General features: G+C 38.4%; 8 protein-coding genes and 1 pseudogene. 7 read left to right on the top strand and 2 right to left on the bottom strand.

The window, feature by feature from the left end; translation table 11 throughout:
- Positions 1–169 precede the first annotated feature (169 nt).
- The 6 genes and pseudogenes from GY23_RS19075 to GY23_RS00555 all read left to right on the top strand — a co-directional run bounded on the left by GY23_RS19075 (position 170) and on the right by GY23_RS00555 (position 11,909).
- Positions 170–2,529 (top strand): annotated as a pseudogene (locus GY23_RS19075) (bifunctional 2',3'-cyclic-nucleotide 2'-phosphodiesterase/3'-nucleotidase).
- 540 nt (positions 2,530–3,069) lie between these two features.
- The gene (locus GY23_RS00535) at positions 3,070–3,570 is read left to right on the top strand and encodes a C40 family peptidase (protein WP_075617256.1); all 501 of its coding nucleotides are present in this window, start codon (positions 3,070–3,072) and stop codon (positions 3,568–3,570) included.
- Positions 3,571–3,752: 182 nt separating this feature from the next.
- Positions 3,753–5,447: a DUF4855 domain-containing protein gene (locus GY23_RS00540; protein ID WP_075617257.1), complete on the top strand. Its 1,695-nt coding sequence runs from the start codon at positions 3,753–3,755 to the stop codon at positions 5,445–5,447.
- A 109-nt stretch (positions 5,448–5,556) separates the two neighbouring features.
- The gene (locus GY23_RS00545; RefSeq protein ID WP_075617258.1) at positions 5,557–7,011 is read left to right on the top strand and encodes an O-antigen ligase family protein; all 1,455 of its coding nucleotides are present in this window, start codon (positions 5,557–5,559) and stop codon (positions 7,009–7,011) included.
- On the top strand, positions 7,008–8,099 hold the full coding sequence (locus GY23_RS00550; protein WP_075617259.1) for a glycosyltransferase family 4 protein: 1,092 nt from the start codon (positions 7,008–7,010) through the stop codon (positions 8,097–8,099). Before GY23_RS00545 ends, GY23_RS00550 begins: the two co-directional genes overlap by 4 nt.
- Before the next feature lie 1,071 nt (positions 8,100–9,170).
- A complete protein-coding gene (locus GY23_RS00555) occupies positions 9,171–11,909 on the top strand; it encodes a phosphodiester glycosidase family protein (RefSeq protein ID WP_075617260.1) in 2,739 nt (912 codons plus the stop codon).
- A gap of 251 nt (positions 11,910–12,160) precedes the next feature.
- Here the strand turns inward: GY23_RS00555 and GY23_RS00560 are convergent, their stop codons facing one another.
- Both GY23_RS00560 and secA2 read right to left on the bottom strand, forming a co-directional pair.
- Positions 12,161–13,057 carry an accessory Sec system S-layer assembly protein gene (locus tag GY23_RS00560; RefSeq protein ID WP_075617261.1) on the bottom strand — a complete coding sequence of 299 codons (897 nt, stop codon included), beginning with the start codon at positions 13,055–13,057 and terminating at the stop codon, positions 12,161–12,163.
- The gene (gene secA2 / locus GY23_RS00565) at positions 13,057–15,417 is read right to left on the bottom strand and encodes an accessory Sec system translocase SecA2 (protein WP_075617262.1); all 2,361 of its coding nucleotides are present in this window, start codon (positions 15,415–15,417) and stop codon (positions 13,057–13,059) included. The genes GY23_RS00560 and secA2 overlap by 1 nt, the downstream gene beginning before the upstream one ends.
- 247 nt (positions 15,418–15,664) lie before the next feature.
- Here secA2 and GY23_RS00570 point away from each other — a divergent pair, with 247 nt between their 5' ends.
- Positions 15,665–16,705 (top strand): glycosyltransferase family 4 protein, encoded by a 1,041-nt coding sequence (locus tag GY23_RS00570; RefSeq protein ID WP_075617263.1) that lies wholly within the window; start codon positions 15,665–15,667, stop codon positions 16,703–16,705.
- Positions 16,706–16,743 lie beyond the last annotated feature (38 nt).

A 16,743-nucleotide genomic window follows, 5' to 3' on the forward strand; every position in this document is an offset into this window, starting at 1 on the left:
TTGAGAAGATATTTTGACCATCTCAACTGGCATATTTAATGTACATAGTAAATAGCATAATAGTTTGATAATTAAATTTAGAAAACAATTACTTTGGCTTAATATTTCGACAACAATTATTTGGTAGAATAGAATTGTTTCACTATTTGGGATCAAGGGAGAGAAATAAATGACAATGTGGAAAAAAGTGTCTGCATCAGCATTAGCGATGTCGCTAGCAGTGAGTGGATTAACTGTAGGACAAGCATCAGCTTCAACAAATGTTGAAGTAACACGGGGAGAATACGTGAAGTCATTAATTTCTGCAATGGGCGTTGAACTTGGAACAGGTAAAACAATTAAATTTGATGATGTTCCAGCAGAATTAAAACCGTATATTGAAAAAGCAATTGAGTTAAAGTTAATCAAAGGTAAATCAGTCTCCAAGTTTGATCCGAACGGCAAACTTAATCGTGAGCAAGCATTTGTGATTGCAGTACGTGGCATTGATTCAGAAAAAGCCTACCCAATAAATAACTTGAAGAAATTTAAAGATGAAAACAAAATCAGTGGAAGTTTGCGTACAGATCTTTCAAAAGGTGTTGGAATGGGCTTTTTGTTGGGATACGCAGATGGCACTGTAAAACCTGGCAAACACATGAGTAAAGGTGAGATGCGTGCAATTGTTCAACGTTTCTTGAAAGAATATAAACCGTCTACGGCAAATACGACAGTGTCCCTACGAATTCTTGGTACATCGGACATCCATACAAACATCGTTAACTATGATTATTACAAAGATTTACCTTCGAACAGCTTAGGTCTTGCAAAAACAGCTACATTAATTAAAAAGGCACGCTCAGAAAATAGCAATTCATTATTATTCGATAATGGGGATTTAATTCAAGGTACACCACTTGGGTCATTCAAAGCATCCGTTGAAACATTAAAAGATGGAGAAGTGCATCCGTCTATCGCAGCACTAAATTTACTAGACTATGACGTAGCCACTCTTGGTAATCATGAATTCAACTATGGACTTCCCTATTTGAATGAAGTGCTAGATGATGCAGGATTTCCTTATGTAAATGCAAATGTGAAAGATGCTAAAACAGGGAAAAATATGTATACACCTTACGTAATAGTAGATAAAAAAGCGAAAGATTCAAAAGGAAAAGAAACAACCATTAAAGTGGGCGTAACTGGTATTGTTCCCCCGGCTATTTTAAAATGGGACAAGTCTCATTTAGAAGGTAAAGTGACTGTAGACGATTCGGTGGATGCAGTAGAAACTCTTATTCCGCAAATGGAGAAAGCTGGAGCGGATGTAATCGTTGTGCTTTCTCACTCAGGGATGGGGGATATGGTTCATGAAAAAGGAGAGGAAGATGTCACGTATTTAATGACACAGGTTGAAGGTGTCGATGCAATCATTACAGGGCATGCCCATCAAGTATTCCCAGGTAAAGTAGATGCCTCGTTAACTGGAGTTAATGTTGAACAAGGCACGATTAATGGGGTTCCTGTGGTGATGCCAGGTAAATTCGGAAGTCACTTAGGTGTCATCGATTTAAATTTGAAGAAAAAGGAAATGATTGGGCAGTTTCTTCTTCGAAAGCTGAAGTGCGCACCATCGCAAAAGATGATAGCGATGTTGATGCCTCTGTTGTAAACTCAGTTAAAGCAGCTCATGAAGGAACCATTAAATATGTTCGCCAAGCGGTTGGGACAACCACTGCTGACATTCATAGCTACTTCTCACAGGTACAAGATGACCCTTCCATTCAAATCGTTACAAATGCACAAAAATGGTATGTTGAACAAAAGCTTAAAGGAACTGCTAATGGAAACCTGCCAGTACTTTCTGCAGGTGCACCATTTAAGGCGGGTACACGAAGCGATCCAGAATATTACACATTCGTCCCTAAAGGCGAGTTAGCCATTAAAAATGTAGCGGATCTATACCTGTATGACAATACTGTTGCCACATTGAAAGTGACTGGGGCAGACGTAAAGGAATGGTTGGAGATGTCTGCAGGACAATTCAATCAAATTGATGCCAACAAAACGGGTGAGCAATCATTGATTAATACGGACTTCCGTTCATATAACTATGATGTGATCGATGGGGTGACCTACGAAATCGATGTAACGCAACCAGCGAAATATGATGTGGATGGCAAATTGATAAATGAAAAGGCAAGCCGTATAAAGAACTTGAATTTCGATGGCAAGTCAATCAAATTAGATCAAGAGTTTATCGTGGCTACCAATAACTACCGAGCAAATGGCGCATTCCCGGGTGTACGTAATGCAACATCTATTGAAATATACCCTGACGAAAATCGTCAAGCGATTATTGATTACATCTTAGTTCAAAAAACAATCGATCCTTCTGCAGATGGCAATTGGAAATTCTCTAGCTTGCCAACTGGTGCCAAAGTGATTTTTGAGACTTCTAAACAAGCGGTAGACGTGATTCCTTCAGGAAGCAATATTAGTTATGTTGGAAATGGAACAGACGGATTCGGTAAGTATTTATTAAAGTGATCAATCATAATTTGTACAACTACCAGCCAAAGCAAGATTTTGGCTGGTTTTTTCTTGAGATAAGGAGTAAAGTTGCGCCTTCTCCACATGGATGTGTACGTTTGGGCATGCAAGCAAATATTCCGGGAAAGTTGTTCAAGTCATCTAACGAACTCATAAAGATTAATCCGAAAATGAAGAGTTGCGACTAATAATCGAGAAGTTGCGACAATCCTCAAGAAAGCTGCGACAAAAAGCCGAGAAGTTGCGACCAAATTCAAGAAAGTTGCGACAGTCCTTCAAAAAGTTACTGTAGTCAAGCGTTCAAAGCATTCAAGAATCCTTCAAAACATCGATTTCAATAATGAGTAAATGAACTATTTTTATCTCTCACTGTGGTATAAAAATTACAAATGTTACAATGTCGATTCTTGATGACACTAAATGTAATGATATTGTTACATAATTGTAACCATAATTAGGTTTATTTCGTGCTAAACTGAGCTTAATAAAATTTTCAGAAAATTGTAGCCATGGGCCAAACCGGAGGATTATAAATTTATGAAATTACAGTCTCAGTTGCTTAAAGTCATTTCGATGATTACAATCGCACTATTATTAGTACTAGCTCCGTTAGCAAACCAAGCAGACGCATCAAGTGGTATTGACTCAAAACAACTTGTTGAAGCAGCTAATGGTGTTATGGGCGTTAATTATATGCGAGGCGGCACTACTGCTAAAGGATTCGATTGTTCAGGTTTCATAGGTTACGTATACAATAAAGTAGGAGTTAAGCTTCCTAGAACATCTGCTGGAATGTATGCTACTGGAAAATCAGTCGTGAAAAAAGATCTGCAAGCGGGAGATTTAGTCTTCTTCAATACATCTGGTAAAGGTGTATCTCATGTAGGTGTTTATATTGGGGAAGGTCAGTTCGCTCACTCTTCATCAAGTAAAGGTGTATCAATTGCAAAATTAAATGACCCTCATTATTGGGGTTCAAAATACATAGGTGCTAAACGTGTTGCAACAGTAACTCAAGTAGCTTCTGCAAAAAAATAAATGCATCTTTTATTCGCCCTGTTACGACATAAATCGTAACAGGGCATTTTTGTGTATTTATGGTTGCAAACTCAGCCAAATGCAAACCGAGTCTTATATATGCTATCTATTTGTTTCCTTTACTTTTTCCGTGAATATTGAGACAATTAAATAGTTTGGTTAGTAAAGATTAGGAGGACAACATGAATTTGAAGAAAAAAATTTCCAGTTTACTCGCCATTTGTTTGGTAACCACCCTGTTTTTTTCTACTTCGTCTTACGCTAATACATATAAAGACGTTTCGTATAAATACTGGGCTTATCAAGATATTAATTTTCTTACATCACATAAGGTCATCAATGGCTTCAAAGATGGTTATTTTAAACCTGGAATCGTTATTACACGGAAAGATGCTGCCGTCATGATGGTTCGAGCTTTAGAATTATCCGAACTAGGGAATCAACCTTATGAAATCAAGGACATGAAAACGACTTCACCAGGGTATAAAGAAGTTTCAATTGCACTTAGTCAAGGGTGGTTTTCAACATTTGAAGGGGAATTCAAACCTACTGAATTTTTAACCCGCAATGAAATGGCAAAAGCCTTAGCTATCGCATTCGATTTTACTGGAGACAATACTTCGAAGTTCAAGGATATTCTGATGACGGATCTGTATTATGAATACATTGATGCAATCTTATACCGTGGGGTAACTACTGGATATTCTGACGGAACCTTTAGACCTCTTGAAAAAGTGACAAGGGCACAATTCACAGCCTTTTTATCACGCGTCTTCCATCAACCCATTGCGTATGAGATAAAGGTGAATGGGGAGGTTGTAGATAAAGTTCCTTCTATAGAAGAGGCACTTGCCCTTTCCAAGCAATATGAACAAAGCACTATTCACCCTGCGAGCAATAGATATAAACAATTTTCTCAGACCATTGCCAGTGCGGATAAAACTGGAATCAAAGCGGGTGCTTTAATTTACAATGGAGTTGGAGAAGTTAATACGTTTACACCATCTTTTTTCAATCCTTATTTAAGTTACCAAACGATAAATTATACCAACCAACCGATGTTCGATACATATATCATACTGGGTCTACGTTATGAAGGCGGTCAATTTGCAGAAAATGCGTTAAATAAAGCGAACTATGCTGAATGGCAATCGCAGATTGATCGAACATTTGCAGATTCCGGAGCACTTAATAACTTGAACGAGGCAGCCAAGTACCAAAATCGTAAAGCAGACGTTTATATCGCCATACCATATCCAAAACGAACGGAACCATTTATGACATTGGATGGACGTGAAATTGCGAATAATTTATATTCTCGATACGACATTGCTAAATGGTTTATCACCAGCACGATGGACAAGCTAGAAGAGGAACGTTATTCGAACTTGAATTTCAAAGGGTTTTATTGGATGAACGAAACGATTAAAGTGGCAGAGGATGCAACGTTAATCTCGAGTCTTGCACAAACCATTCATAGCAAGGATAAATTCTTTATTTATGCACCACATGCTACGTCTACTAACTTTGAAAATTGGCAGTCTTATGGATTTGATGCGGCATTCTTACAGCCAAATGCCTTTAGAAAGTCTGTCGCCAATAAAGATGAACGCTTACACCGTGCATTTATCAATGCTCAAATATATGGAAGTGGAATTACAATTGAAATTGATTCATATGCACCTTTCCAAGCAGAAGATGGTGTCGAGGCATTTAATCTGTATATGGATTATGCGAAACGATATGGATTGGACAAAAATAGCATGATTTTTTATCAAGGTACAGATATGGTCGTCCGGATGTCAACCTACGATCATCCCGTATATCGATTGTGGTATCAACAATTAACCAGCACATTTTTCCCTGAGACACCTTAATGCCATATTTAAATCATTGAACGATTAATGTGTAAAAAAAGGATGAGAACGAAGTGTTTGGATATGATATACTTTTAATTTGAAAGAAGTATAGAAAGGATGTTATGTAGTGAAGTTATCAATTTTTAATGAACAATGGAAGGTAGTAGGAGTTGGTGTCATCCTTCTGATTCTTGCTTTAGTTCTTCCACTAAGCATGATTGCTTATTTAAGTACAGTGATTATAGGGATACTAGCTTTTATGAAGCCAAAAGAATCTATGTTCCTATTATTATTCTATTTCCCATTACGATCATTTATTATTGAAATCAATCCATCTCTGAAGTTAGTAGGAGATTTAATTATTGTTGCTGCGTTCCTTCGTGTGTTATGGAATTCACGAACGAATCCAAAATCAATTTTCAAATTTGAGAAGTTTGAATGGGCTTTTATCGCTTTCTTGGTCGTAGGTGCAATATCTGCATTCATAACAGGAGTAAGTTTAGGAGCGATCGTGTTCCAACTTCGTGCGTTTGCCATTACATTCTTAATTCTGTATATAGTCAAAAGACTTGGCATCACAAAACAAGATATCAAAATGTTCTTGTGGACCACTTTTATTGTCGCAATGATTCTCGTTGTTCAAGGTTTAGTAGAAAAGCTATCGATGCGTTCGGCATGGATGCCCGAGTTTTGGATTAATCGCTCCTTATCACCAAACAACAAAGTTAGAATCTATGGTTTGATTAATAACCCGAATGTTTTGGCTGTATTCTTGACCATATCAGCGATTTTGACCGTTTATTTGAAAATGCTACTTCCTAAAAATAAAGTCCAGTGGCTATTGAATATTTCACTTGTCCTAATGTCAGGTGTGTGGATACTTACCTATAGCCGAGGAACATGGATTGCTTTTGCAATCGGGTTGGCTATTTATGTTTTATATACACGCAATTGGAAATTCTTGGTAAAAACGGCAGTCGTCGTGGGACTTTCTTTTGTTCTCGTGATGATTCCTGCTACAAATATTTCTCAATGGATCAGTAGTAATACGGAAATCGGTAATTTTGAACGGACTGGTCCTGCAGAGGTTGAAGGATTTGCAGTAGAAAAGAATCGTATAACAGAGACATTCAATAAAAGTACTCTAGAAAAAAGTATGACAACAGGCCGTTTATATATCGTTGCAAAAGGCTTTGAAATCTTCAAAGACTATCCAATTATCGGGACTGGATTTGCTACATTTGGCGATTCTGCTTCAAAATCCTATTCGTCTCCAATTTATAAAGATTATGACATTGGGTATGATATCTATGCCGATAACCAATATATCCAAATCATTACCCAAACTGGCGTTGTTGGTGTCTTGTTATTTGCCGTATTCTTACTTGGAATGCTTGTCTTGTTCTGGAAGTATCGAAAATCGTCACCCTATGCCATTCCAATGGTAGCCGGATTAATCGGGGTTTTCTGGTGTGGCTTAATCTATAACATATGGGAAGATAAAACGTTTACGATGTATTTCTACTTCCTGACAGCGGCATTTCTACTGGCGGTTACTAAAAAGGAGAGAGCTACTAGATGACCATTTTGCATCTAATTAGTGGAGGAGAAACAGGTGGATCTAAAAATCACCTGATCACACTGCTTCAACAATTCTCAAAAGAAGAAGTTGTGTTAGGTGTCCTGCAAGAAGGTCAACTTTCGAATGAAGCCCGCAAAGCGGGTATTCAAACGGTCGTATTCAATCAAACGTCACGTTATGATTTTTCGTTTTTAAAAAAGCTTTCGTCTTTTATTCAAAAGAATCATATTCATATCGTTCATACACATGGTCCACGAGCAAATTTCTTTACGTATTTACTTAAGAATTTTGTAATGTTCCGTTGGTTTACGACCATTCATAGTGATCCAACAAAAGACTTTATAAAAGGTGGCATCAAGGGCAAGATATTCACTTCCCTTAATATGCGTGTCATCAAAAAAATTGATCACTTCTTTGCGGTTTCACATCGTTTTGGTGAAATGCTAGAGGGATTTGGTATAAAATCAGACAAAATCAGTATTATTTATAATGGGATCTCATTTGCTGAGCCTGTTGGGTTACCCGTAACTAGAGAGCAACTAGGTTTGAATAAGGATGCTTTTGTTGTGACAATGGTAGCTCGTTATCATCCGATCAAAAATCATCCACTAGCTTTTGATGCTGTTAACAAGCTTCGTGATGAAGGAATCCCAATTCAACTATATGCAATTGGTGATGGGCCTGAGAGAAATCATCTTGAAAAGTTAAGTGATGACAGAGATTATATTCACTTAGCAGGGTTTAGACAAGATATTCATGAATGTCTTAAAGTGTCTGATAGTCTATTACTTACTTCAGATAGTGAGAGTTTCCCATTGGTCCTACTAGAAGCTGCACGTGCTAAAATTCCAGTCGTAACAACCGACGTTGGTGGAGTTAGTGCTCTATTACCATCACAAGAGTTTGGTTATATCGCACCAACAGGTGATGTTGAAAAAGTGGCTAATTATTTACGAAAACTTTATGAGTCAAAACTGTCAGGGGACATTGAAAGCATGGGAGAGAAACTCTATCAACATGCAAAGCACAACTTTTCATTAGAGCAACTCGAACAAGCCACACGAAATGCCTATCGGAAATTCAGTTAATGTTAATGTTCGCCAGTTCCAATCTAAGAACCATCAACTAAAAAGCATTAAGCCCGTTGGATCAACTCCAGCGGGCTTTTTTGACATATAAAAAAGTATAAAATGGGGGATTACATTGAATATAGTTTTCAAAACTTTTCCTATCCTAAAATGAGGGCACTGAAAAAGTTCACCAATATAAAATATTTCCTATTATTCAAGCTTCGGCGCTTTGTGGATGCCTCTCGCGAGAAGCCATGCAGAAGATCACTGCCCGTCTTCTCGCTCCGGCTACCATTTGAAAGGCCCATACGTTGGTTCTGCCTAGGCAAATGAATAGGCGGAAATCATGCGTGAACGGGTAGAAAGTGATGATGTACGGGTAGAAGCAGCTCGCGAACGGGTAGAAATCAACATGAATGGAAATAAAAAAGACAGCCACGCTTCTCTAACAGTAGTGTAGCGGAAAACAAAACTAATTAGCCCCCTCACACTTTGTTCAGACTACTGAAAAGGACTAGATTAAGTATTCACTATAAAACACTAATATGCTACTTCAAATTAATGAGCTTAATCGACAACACAATTGGAAAACAGAGCTGTCACTAAACCAAGGAAAGTAGTGGGAGATCAAATTTCATCTTTGACCGATTGATCTTTAAAGGAAGTATCTATTCACTAGTTGCTCAAATCAAAATCACTGTGACTTAACAGAATGCAAGGGGGCAACGGACGCATATCAGCCACAGGATGGTCTGAAAAAAGAGGGATGGGCGGAGTGACGAAGTCACCCGCCCATCCCTCTTTTATTCTTAGACCATGGTGTAGCAGTTTAGCGTCCAAAGCACCTGGAATTCTTTAAATGTCAGTGAATTAATAAAAAACTCTAGATTTTCTTGTGGCTATTTCGGTAAAAAACAAACTTAATATATTGTCTTTGACTACGTATAGAGATTATTGAATCTACTATTACTAGGAGCAAATTAGGAAATACGGCTCAATTCTATTAATATGCCTAACTAATAATGCTTATAAAACTAGCACTTGTTATAATAGACATAGATTACCAGGAAAGCGAGGACAACTACTATCTTGAAAAACTTACAAAAAAACAGATTGATCGCGATTTGGGCATTGGTATTACTACTGGTGTTCCCAACAACTTCCCTTGCGGCTATTACAGATCAACAAAAAATCTCGGGTGGAGTTGACTATCAGTTCAATCAGGAAACCATTTCTTCTAATCCTCAAGCCATACGAATGTTAACCGCAAACTTAAACGATCCCTATACAACCATTGATGTAGGAATTCCCAATCCTTTAAATAGGTTAGCTCTCACAACGGCTCAAGCTAATGCCTACACTGGCCCTGGAAAGCAAGTTGCAGGTGCCATAAACGGGTCGTTCTTTAGTCAAGATCTGTTGCCTATGTATTTAATTTCCTACAGAAACAAACTAGTGAATGCGGGAATTATTGCAACAGGGGAAGACCAATACGTAAATGAACCATTAGCGTTCGGTATTGATGCGACAGGGACAGCTAAAATTGATACATACAATTTAGATTTATCCCTTACGCATAATGGAATCAAAACACCCATTACAAGTACAAATAAACAACGTTCAAACGATAATTTGATTTTGTTTACACCGATTTTCCCTGGCGGAACGACAAAGACGAATCCATATGGAATGGAAGTTGTTCTCTCTGGGGTTATCGAGGGAACTGATTTGGAATTTGGCAAGACAGTAACCGGTACTGTGTCACATATTCGCCCACACGGCACCGACGAAATTACAACCATTCCGAAAGACGGCTTTGTATTATCCGCACACGGAACCGCAATGGAAGCATTGAAGCAAATGCAAATGGGAGAACAAGTTACGATTTCTGCAGATATTGATGCACAATGGATGAACTCTTCCTTTATGCTAACTTCTGGTCCAATGTTGGTGAAAGATGGAAAAGTCGCTTTATCGATGGACCCGAATAGTAGCCGTGCTCGTGAAAGGGCTCCACGTACGGCAATTGCTATTGATGCTACCGGTAAAAAAGTATGGATGGTGACCGTAGATGGCCGCCAAAGTGGATACAGTACAGGCATGAGCTTAAACGAGTTTGCACAGTACCTGGCATCATTGGGGGCTCACCGTGCATTAAACCTTGATGGTGGAGGATCGACAGCCATGACGGTTCGTAAACCAGGTGATACAAACGTTTCTTTATTTAACCGACCTTCAGATGGAAGGGAACGTGCCGTTTCTACAGTTTTATATGCACTTTCTACAGCTCCTGCGGGTCAGGCTACTACTATAACCGCACAAATTGCCAAACCCGGTGTTTATTTAAAAGGAACGAAAGGTTCAATAACAACGGGAAATGTAATGGACCAATACTACAATCCTGTGATGACATCGCCAAGTGGTTTCTCCCTGAGTTCACCAACTGGTTTAATTACAACTTCAGGCATGACATTTACTGCAGCCAAAGCGGGTAAAGGATCAATTGATGTAACTTACGGAACAGCAAAGAAATCCATTCCGTTTGAGGTAGTAGACCACATTTCTAAGGTTCAGCCCGTCGATAGTACATTAAATTTACGCATTGGTGAATCGAAAAAATTAAGTGTAAAAGCACTTGATGCACAAAACAGAGATGTAATATTTGATTCCTCATTAGTAAAATGGACAGCAAGTGCTGGAATTGGATCCATTTCTGCAACTGGAGAATTTAAAGCAACAAATACTGAAACAAAAGGTTCCATTACAGCGACACTTGCAAACATGAAAGTTACGATTCCAGTAACGATCAGTGGCTCAACATTATCGATGGATACGATGGACAGTATAACGAATTGGACTTCTTCTGCAACAATGGGTACAGCTTCCATTAGCATGAACTCATCTAAGGAGCCTGCTTATGAAGGGAAAGGTGCAATTAAGTTGGACTATAACTTCATGAACCAATCAGGTACTTCTGCTGCATATTTAGATACTAAAAATGTCTTAACTACAGGTGGGTTACCGAAATCTATTGGATTACGTCTATACGGGGATGCAAGTAACTCGTGGGTACGTGGACGAATCGAAGATGGAAACGGTAACGGACATACCATTGATTTTACACCTGAAAATGGTCTGAAATGGATTGGTTGGAACTTCGTTACAGCAGCAATTCCACAGAACGTACCAGGTCCTGTGAAATTAACGCAAATCTATGTTGCACAACCTTCTGGGACTTCTAAAACGAAAGGCACAATCCTGTTCGATGATATGAAAGCAATATATGCCGATCAATATCGAGAGCCATTATTTAAAGACACAGGATTATCTTTCCGTGCAGAAAAAGAAATTGGTGATTTAGTAAACCGTGGAGTCATCGGTGGCTATAGCGATGGAAATTTCGGACCATATCAAGAGTTAACAAGATTACAAGGTGCTATTTTACTTTCTCGAGCAATGAATCTATCAACAGAAAATGTTGTAGATCCTGGATTTAAAGACATGCCAAAAGGTACTCGGTTCTATGAAGAAGTAGCAGCCGTGGCAAATGCTGGCGTCATTCGAGGGAAAGACAGTGGGGCAAATTTTGATCCAAGCGGAAAATTGACTCGTGCTGAAATGGCAGCGATCTTACAACGTGGATTTAAGTTATCTTCTGGTACTAAAAACTACTTCAGCGATACGAAAGGCAGCTTTGCTTATGATTCCATTAATTCTCTAGCAGAGAATGATATAACCATGGGAATTGGTGGAGGCAAATTTGGTCCATCACAACTTATCACACGTGTAGATTTCTCTATCTTCTTATATCGGACTTTGAATCAATAATTAGATAGAAAATGGTTAATTTTCTCACGAAATGTGAATTCTTTTTCTTGTGAATAAACAAAATTGTGTTAAAATAAGTGAGTAGTAACCATTCCCGATTTTTGAATATAGGTTAAGTTTTCAGATGTGCTTGGTTGATGCGCAAAAAAGAATCCATTGAGGGTCCACCTCAATGGATTCTTTTTGTCTACATTTTTATATAAGTTCCGCATAGAAAAAGCGTCCTCAGAAAGGACGCTTAGAAGGAATTGTTACTCTTGTATCACTTTGACAGCCCAGCGAGAAAGATCTGGATTTACTTTTGTGATCATCTGACTTGGGAAGATGAATGTCCACGGTTTAGATGTGTTCGCTTTTACTTCAAGATTGTCCAAGCTAAATGATCCACGAGCGACGATCTCACCACTTGCATCTAAAACCTCTAAAGGAAGTTGTTCTAGATTTATATGTCTGGAATGACCATTACGAATAAAGAGTGACACTGCTAAATCGCCACTTTCTTGCGGTATAACTTGGAAACCACTAAAATTCACTTCACGTTCTTTGAGTGATGGCAGAGACGTTACAAGTTTTGATAATTCCTCTTTTTGTTCTTGTGACAATGCTTCTTCCCAAGCTGGGTCTAAATCTACCTGATGGGGAACAAGAGATTGTACATTAAATGCTATTTTCCAACCTTCAACAGGCATATCTGAAACAATGTGAGTCTCTTTCTCAAATGCAAATATCCAAGGACGGTCACTTCGTGCCGGTATTTCACCCAGTTCAGCTAAATCAAATTCTTTAGCTGCCACTACATTGTCAGTATCGGAGAGAAGGATTAATTCTACCTTGCCTAATGTGATTGGTTTATTTAAAGAAGAACGAAAGAACGCTTTTACAAGCCATTCTCCTGATTGTCCATCCTCATCAATTTCAAACCCCGAAAGTGAAATCTGATCTTGTTTCAGTGGAGGAAGTTCGTTTGATAAAAAGCTGAATACATATTGTTGTTCTTTTGGAACATCCCATTCAGGGTGATAGGAAAGAGTAGTCTCCACCGATGATTCCAAAGACTCATTTGAGACGTCCTGAATGAGTTCATTTGATTGAACTGTGCTATCCGTACCCGTTTTTTTGGTTTTGTTAAAAAACGAAAAGAGTCCCATTAGTTTGCCTCCTGTTGTAAAGCTATATTCTTCATGAAGATAGTTATTTCTGAAGCAATAGAACGTCGCAATTCTTGATAATGAATCTGGAACATTTCGAGACCCTCATTTTGATAAATACGCATTGGATCCTCTTGCTGATACGCACGCAATCCGATGCCTTCTTTTAAGCGAGTCATCGATTCTAAATGGCGAACCCAAGTAGAATCAATGTATGCTAACATGACTCGTGGAATGGTATCCATTACTTGATGTTGTTCTTTAAACTCATCCATGAATGTTTGTAAATCTGTAATTTGAGTTTGAACTTGTTTTTTAACGTCTTTACTATGGGTCACTTTACGATCGAGCTTGATCGGTTCAAGTAATAGTTGATTCATCGTACGTTCCATTTTTTCAAAATCCCATTGATCAGTAGCTTCGTCTTCAGAACAACTTTCCCCAATGACGAAATCAACCGTTTCCTCAACCATATTTTTCAATTGTCCAAGTAGATCATGACGATCTAGTACTCGGTCACGAAGAGAATAGATGACCTTACGTTGCTCATTAATCACATCGTCCAATTTCAAATTGTATTCGCGCATGGAGAAATGTGAACCTTCAACAATGCGTTGTGTACGTTCTGTCAGTTCGTGAACGTCTTTTCCGAGGACAAGGCCGAGACTATCAGTTTTTACTTTTTTGTTAAACTTCTCTAATTCATCTTTTGCAAATCGTTTAAACATATCGTCTTCTAATGAGAGAAAGAACTGAGATTCCCCTGGGTCACCTTGTCGACCAGAGCGTCCTCTTAATTGATTATCAATCCGACGACTTTCGTGTTTTTCCGTACCTAGGACAAATAAGCCCCCAATGTTTGCTACACCATCACCAAGAACGATATCGGTACCACGCCCCGCCATGTTTGTAGCAACGGTAATTTGATTCATTTGTCCAGCTTGGGAAATCAGGTAAACTTCTTGTTCCACACTTTTGGCATTTAACAGTTGGAAGACTAAACCTTCTTTTTTCAAATAGTCGGCCACTGTTTCAGATTGAAGAATGGAAGTGGTTCCGACAAGTACGGGTTGTCCAGTTGAATGTCGTTTTTTCACTTCTTTTGCTACAGCTATATACTTTTGATCGATTTTCTCGAAAACTTGATCGGTGTGATCGACACGAATTCGCGGACGATTCGTCGGGATTTGTAAAACTTCCATTCCGTATACTTCCCGGAACTCTTTTTCTTGCGTCTTTGCTGTACCTGTCATGCCACAAAGTAAAGGGTACATACGGAAGTAGTTTTGAATGGTTACTTGTGCTTGTGCTTTATTTTCTTCTGTAATTGTGACGCCTTCTTTTGCCTCAATTGCTTGATGAAGGCCATCAGAAAGTGTTCGTCCATCCATGATACGTCCGGTGAACATATCTACTAAATAGATTTTGTCTTCTTTTACAATATAATCGACGTCAAGTTCGAACATGACATGTGCTCGTACGGCTTGAATGACGTAATGAAAGAGGGACTGATGTTCTAGTTCATATAAATTTTCAATCCCAAATGCTTTCTCTACTTTTTCGATGCCGATATCTGTCAACGATGTAGCTTTCGTTTCATCATCAAAATCGTAATCGCGTTCTTTTTTGAAGCGTTTGGCTAAACGGGCTGATATCATGTGTAAATCAGCATTTGCAGACATTTTCCCTGCTACTATTAAGGGTGTTTTTGCTTCATCTACTAACACACTATCCACTTCGTCAATTATTGCGAAATGATAAGGGCGTTGAACTTTTTGAGAATGATCGCCTGCCATGTTATCACGAAGGTAATCGAATCCAAATTCTGTCCCCACACCATAGGTGATATCAGCTGCATAAGCTAGTTGCTTTGCTTCTGATTGCATCATTGGTAAGTTGATTCCTACTGACAGACCTAGAAAACGGTGAATTTGGCCAATTTGGTCATAGTCACGCTGTGCAAGATATTCATTGACCGTAATCACATGCACACCTTTTCCTTCTAATGCACGAATGTAAGAGGGGAGGGAGGCGACTAGTGTTTTTCCTTCACCCGTTGGCATTTCTGAAATATTACCTTCAGTTAATACGAGCCCGCCAATCAATTGGACATCAAAGTGACGCATATGTAATACACGTTTTGACGCTTCACGAACGACTGCAAATCCATCTGGGATAATAGCTTGTATGTTTTCACCATCAGACAATCTATTTTTGAAAGTCTGTGTCATGGCACGTAGTTCTTCATCTGACATTTGTGCGTATGTTTCTTCTAATCTATTTATTTGATTGACCAATTTTCTATATTTTTTTAATTGACGTTCGCTTGTTTCGGTTGAACGTTTAAAAAGTGAGATCATCGTTTTCCCGCTCCTTCGAATTCTAGACACGAGATTATTTTAACAAAAAATTGAGAGAATTACTATGAAACTTCTAAGATGGCGTTTACGTCTATTAATTTATTGGGTTTAGAAGACTCGATTTAGGACATAATATAGGAGGAAACATTAATTTTGACGAATATTGTTTACCATAATAGTTTTCATGATATAATACATATGGATTTATCTATTTATATTATTTTGTAACGACATAAGGAGGAATGACATGCTATACCTATCTTTGGTTCTGGCATTTGTCGCTTCAATACTGTTAACTCCAGTGGTGAAGGCCATTGCGTTCAAAGTGGGCGCCGTTGACCGACCGAATTATAGAAAAGTACACGCACGAATTATGCCACGTTTAGGTGGTCTCGCAATATTTGGTGCGTTTTTAATTGGTTATTTTGTGTTACATCCCGAAGATCCGACTGCCCTGTATATTATATTAGGTGCTTTTATGATCATCATTACAGGCGCACTTGATGATATGTTTGAAATTACTGCTAAAGCGAAGCTCCTTGGGCAATTTATTGCAGCTGGTCTCGTGATTTATGGTGGTTTGCAAATTGAGTTTATTAATTTACCATTTGGTGGACAATTAGACTTTGGCTACTTTAGCATTCCACTGACCATTATATGGATTGTTGGAATTACGAATGCCATTAACTTAATTGATGGTCTAGATGGTTTGGCTGCAGGTGTTTCTACGATTGCTTTAGTTACATTAGCAGGAATGGCCTTTATGATGGGCGACATGTTCGTGTTCTCTATGGCAGCATTGCTTGCTGCAAGTTCTGCAGGATTTTTATTCTATAATTTTCATCCAGCAAAAATATTTATGGGTGATTCAGGGTCCTTATTCCTTGGATATATGATTGGAGTACTTGCTTTACTTGGATTTAAAAACATTACCGTAATTTCATTAATCATTCCAATTATCATGCTTGGAGTACCGATCTCTGATACATTTTTTGCCATCGTTCGTCGCGTACGAATGAAACAACCCATTTCTGCGCCGGACAAGTCTCACTTACATCACTGTTTATTGAATGTAGGATTTACACATCGTCAAACCGTTCTAATTATTTATGCTTTTGCAGCATTATTTGGAGTAGCAGCATTGATCTTCTCACAAGCAACCTTATGGGGCGCGATTTTATTAATCGCAGTGATGTTGGTAGCAATAGAATTATTTGTTGAAGCAGTTGGACTAGCAGGCAAGAACTACAAACCTTTAATCAATTTTGTTCGAATGATAAGCAAATGACTAAACCTCATGCAGAGATGCATGGGGTTTTTTATTAT

Origin of the sequence: Paenisporosarcina indica (assembly GCF_001939075.1) — a bacterium.
Lineage (GTDB): Bacteria > Bacillota > Bacilli > Bacillales_A > Planococcaceae > Paenisporosarcina > Paenisporosarcina indica.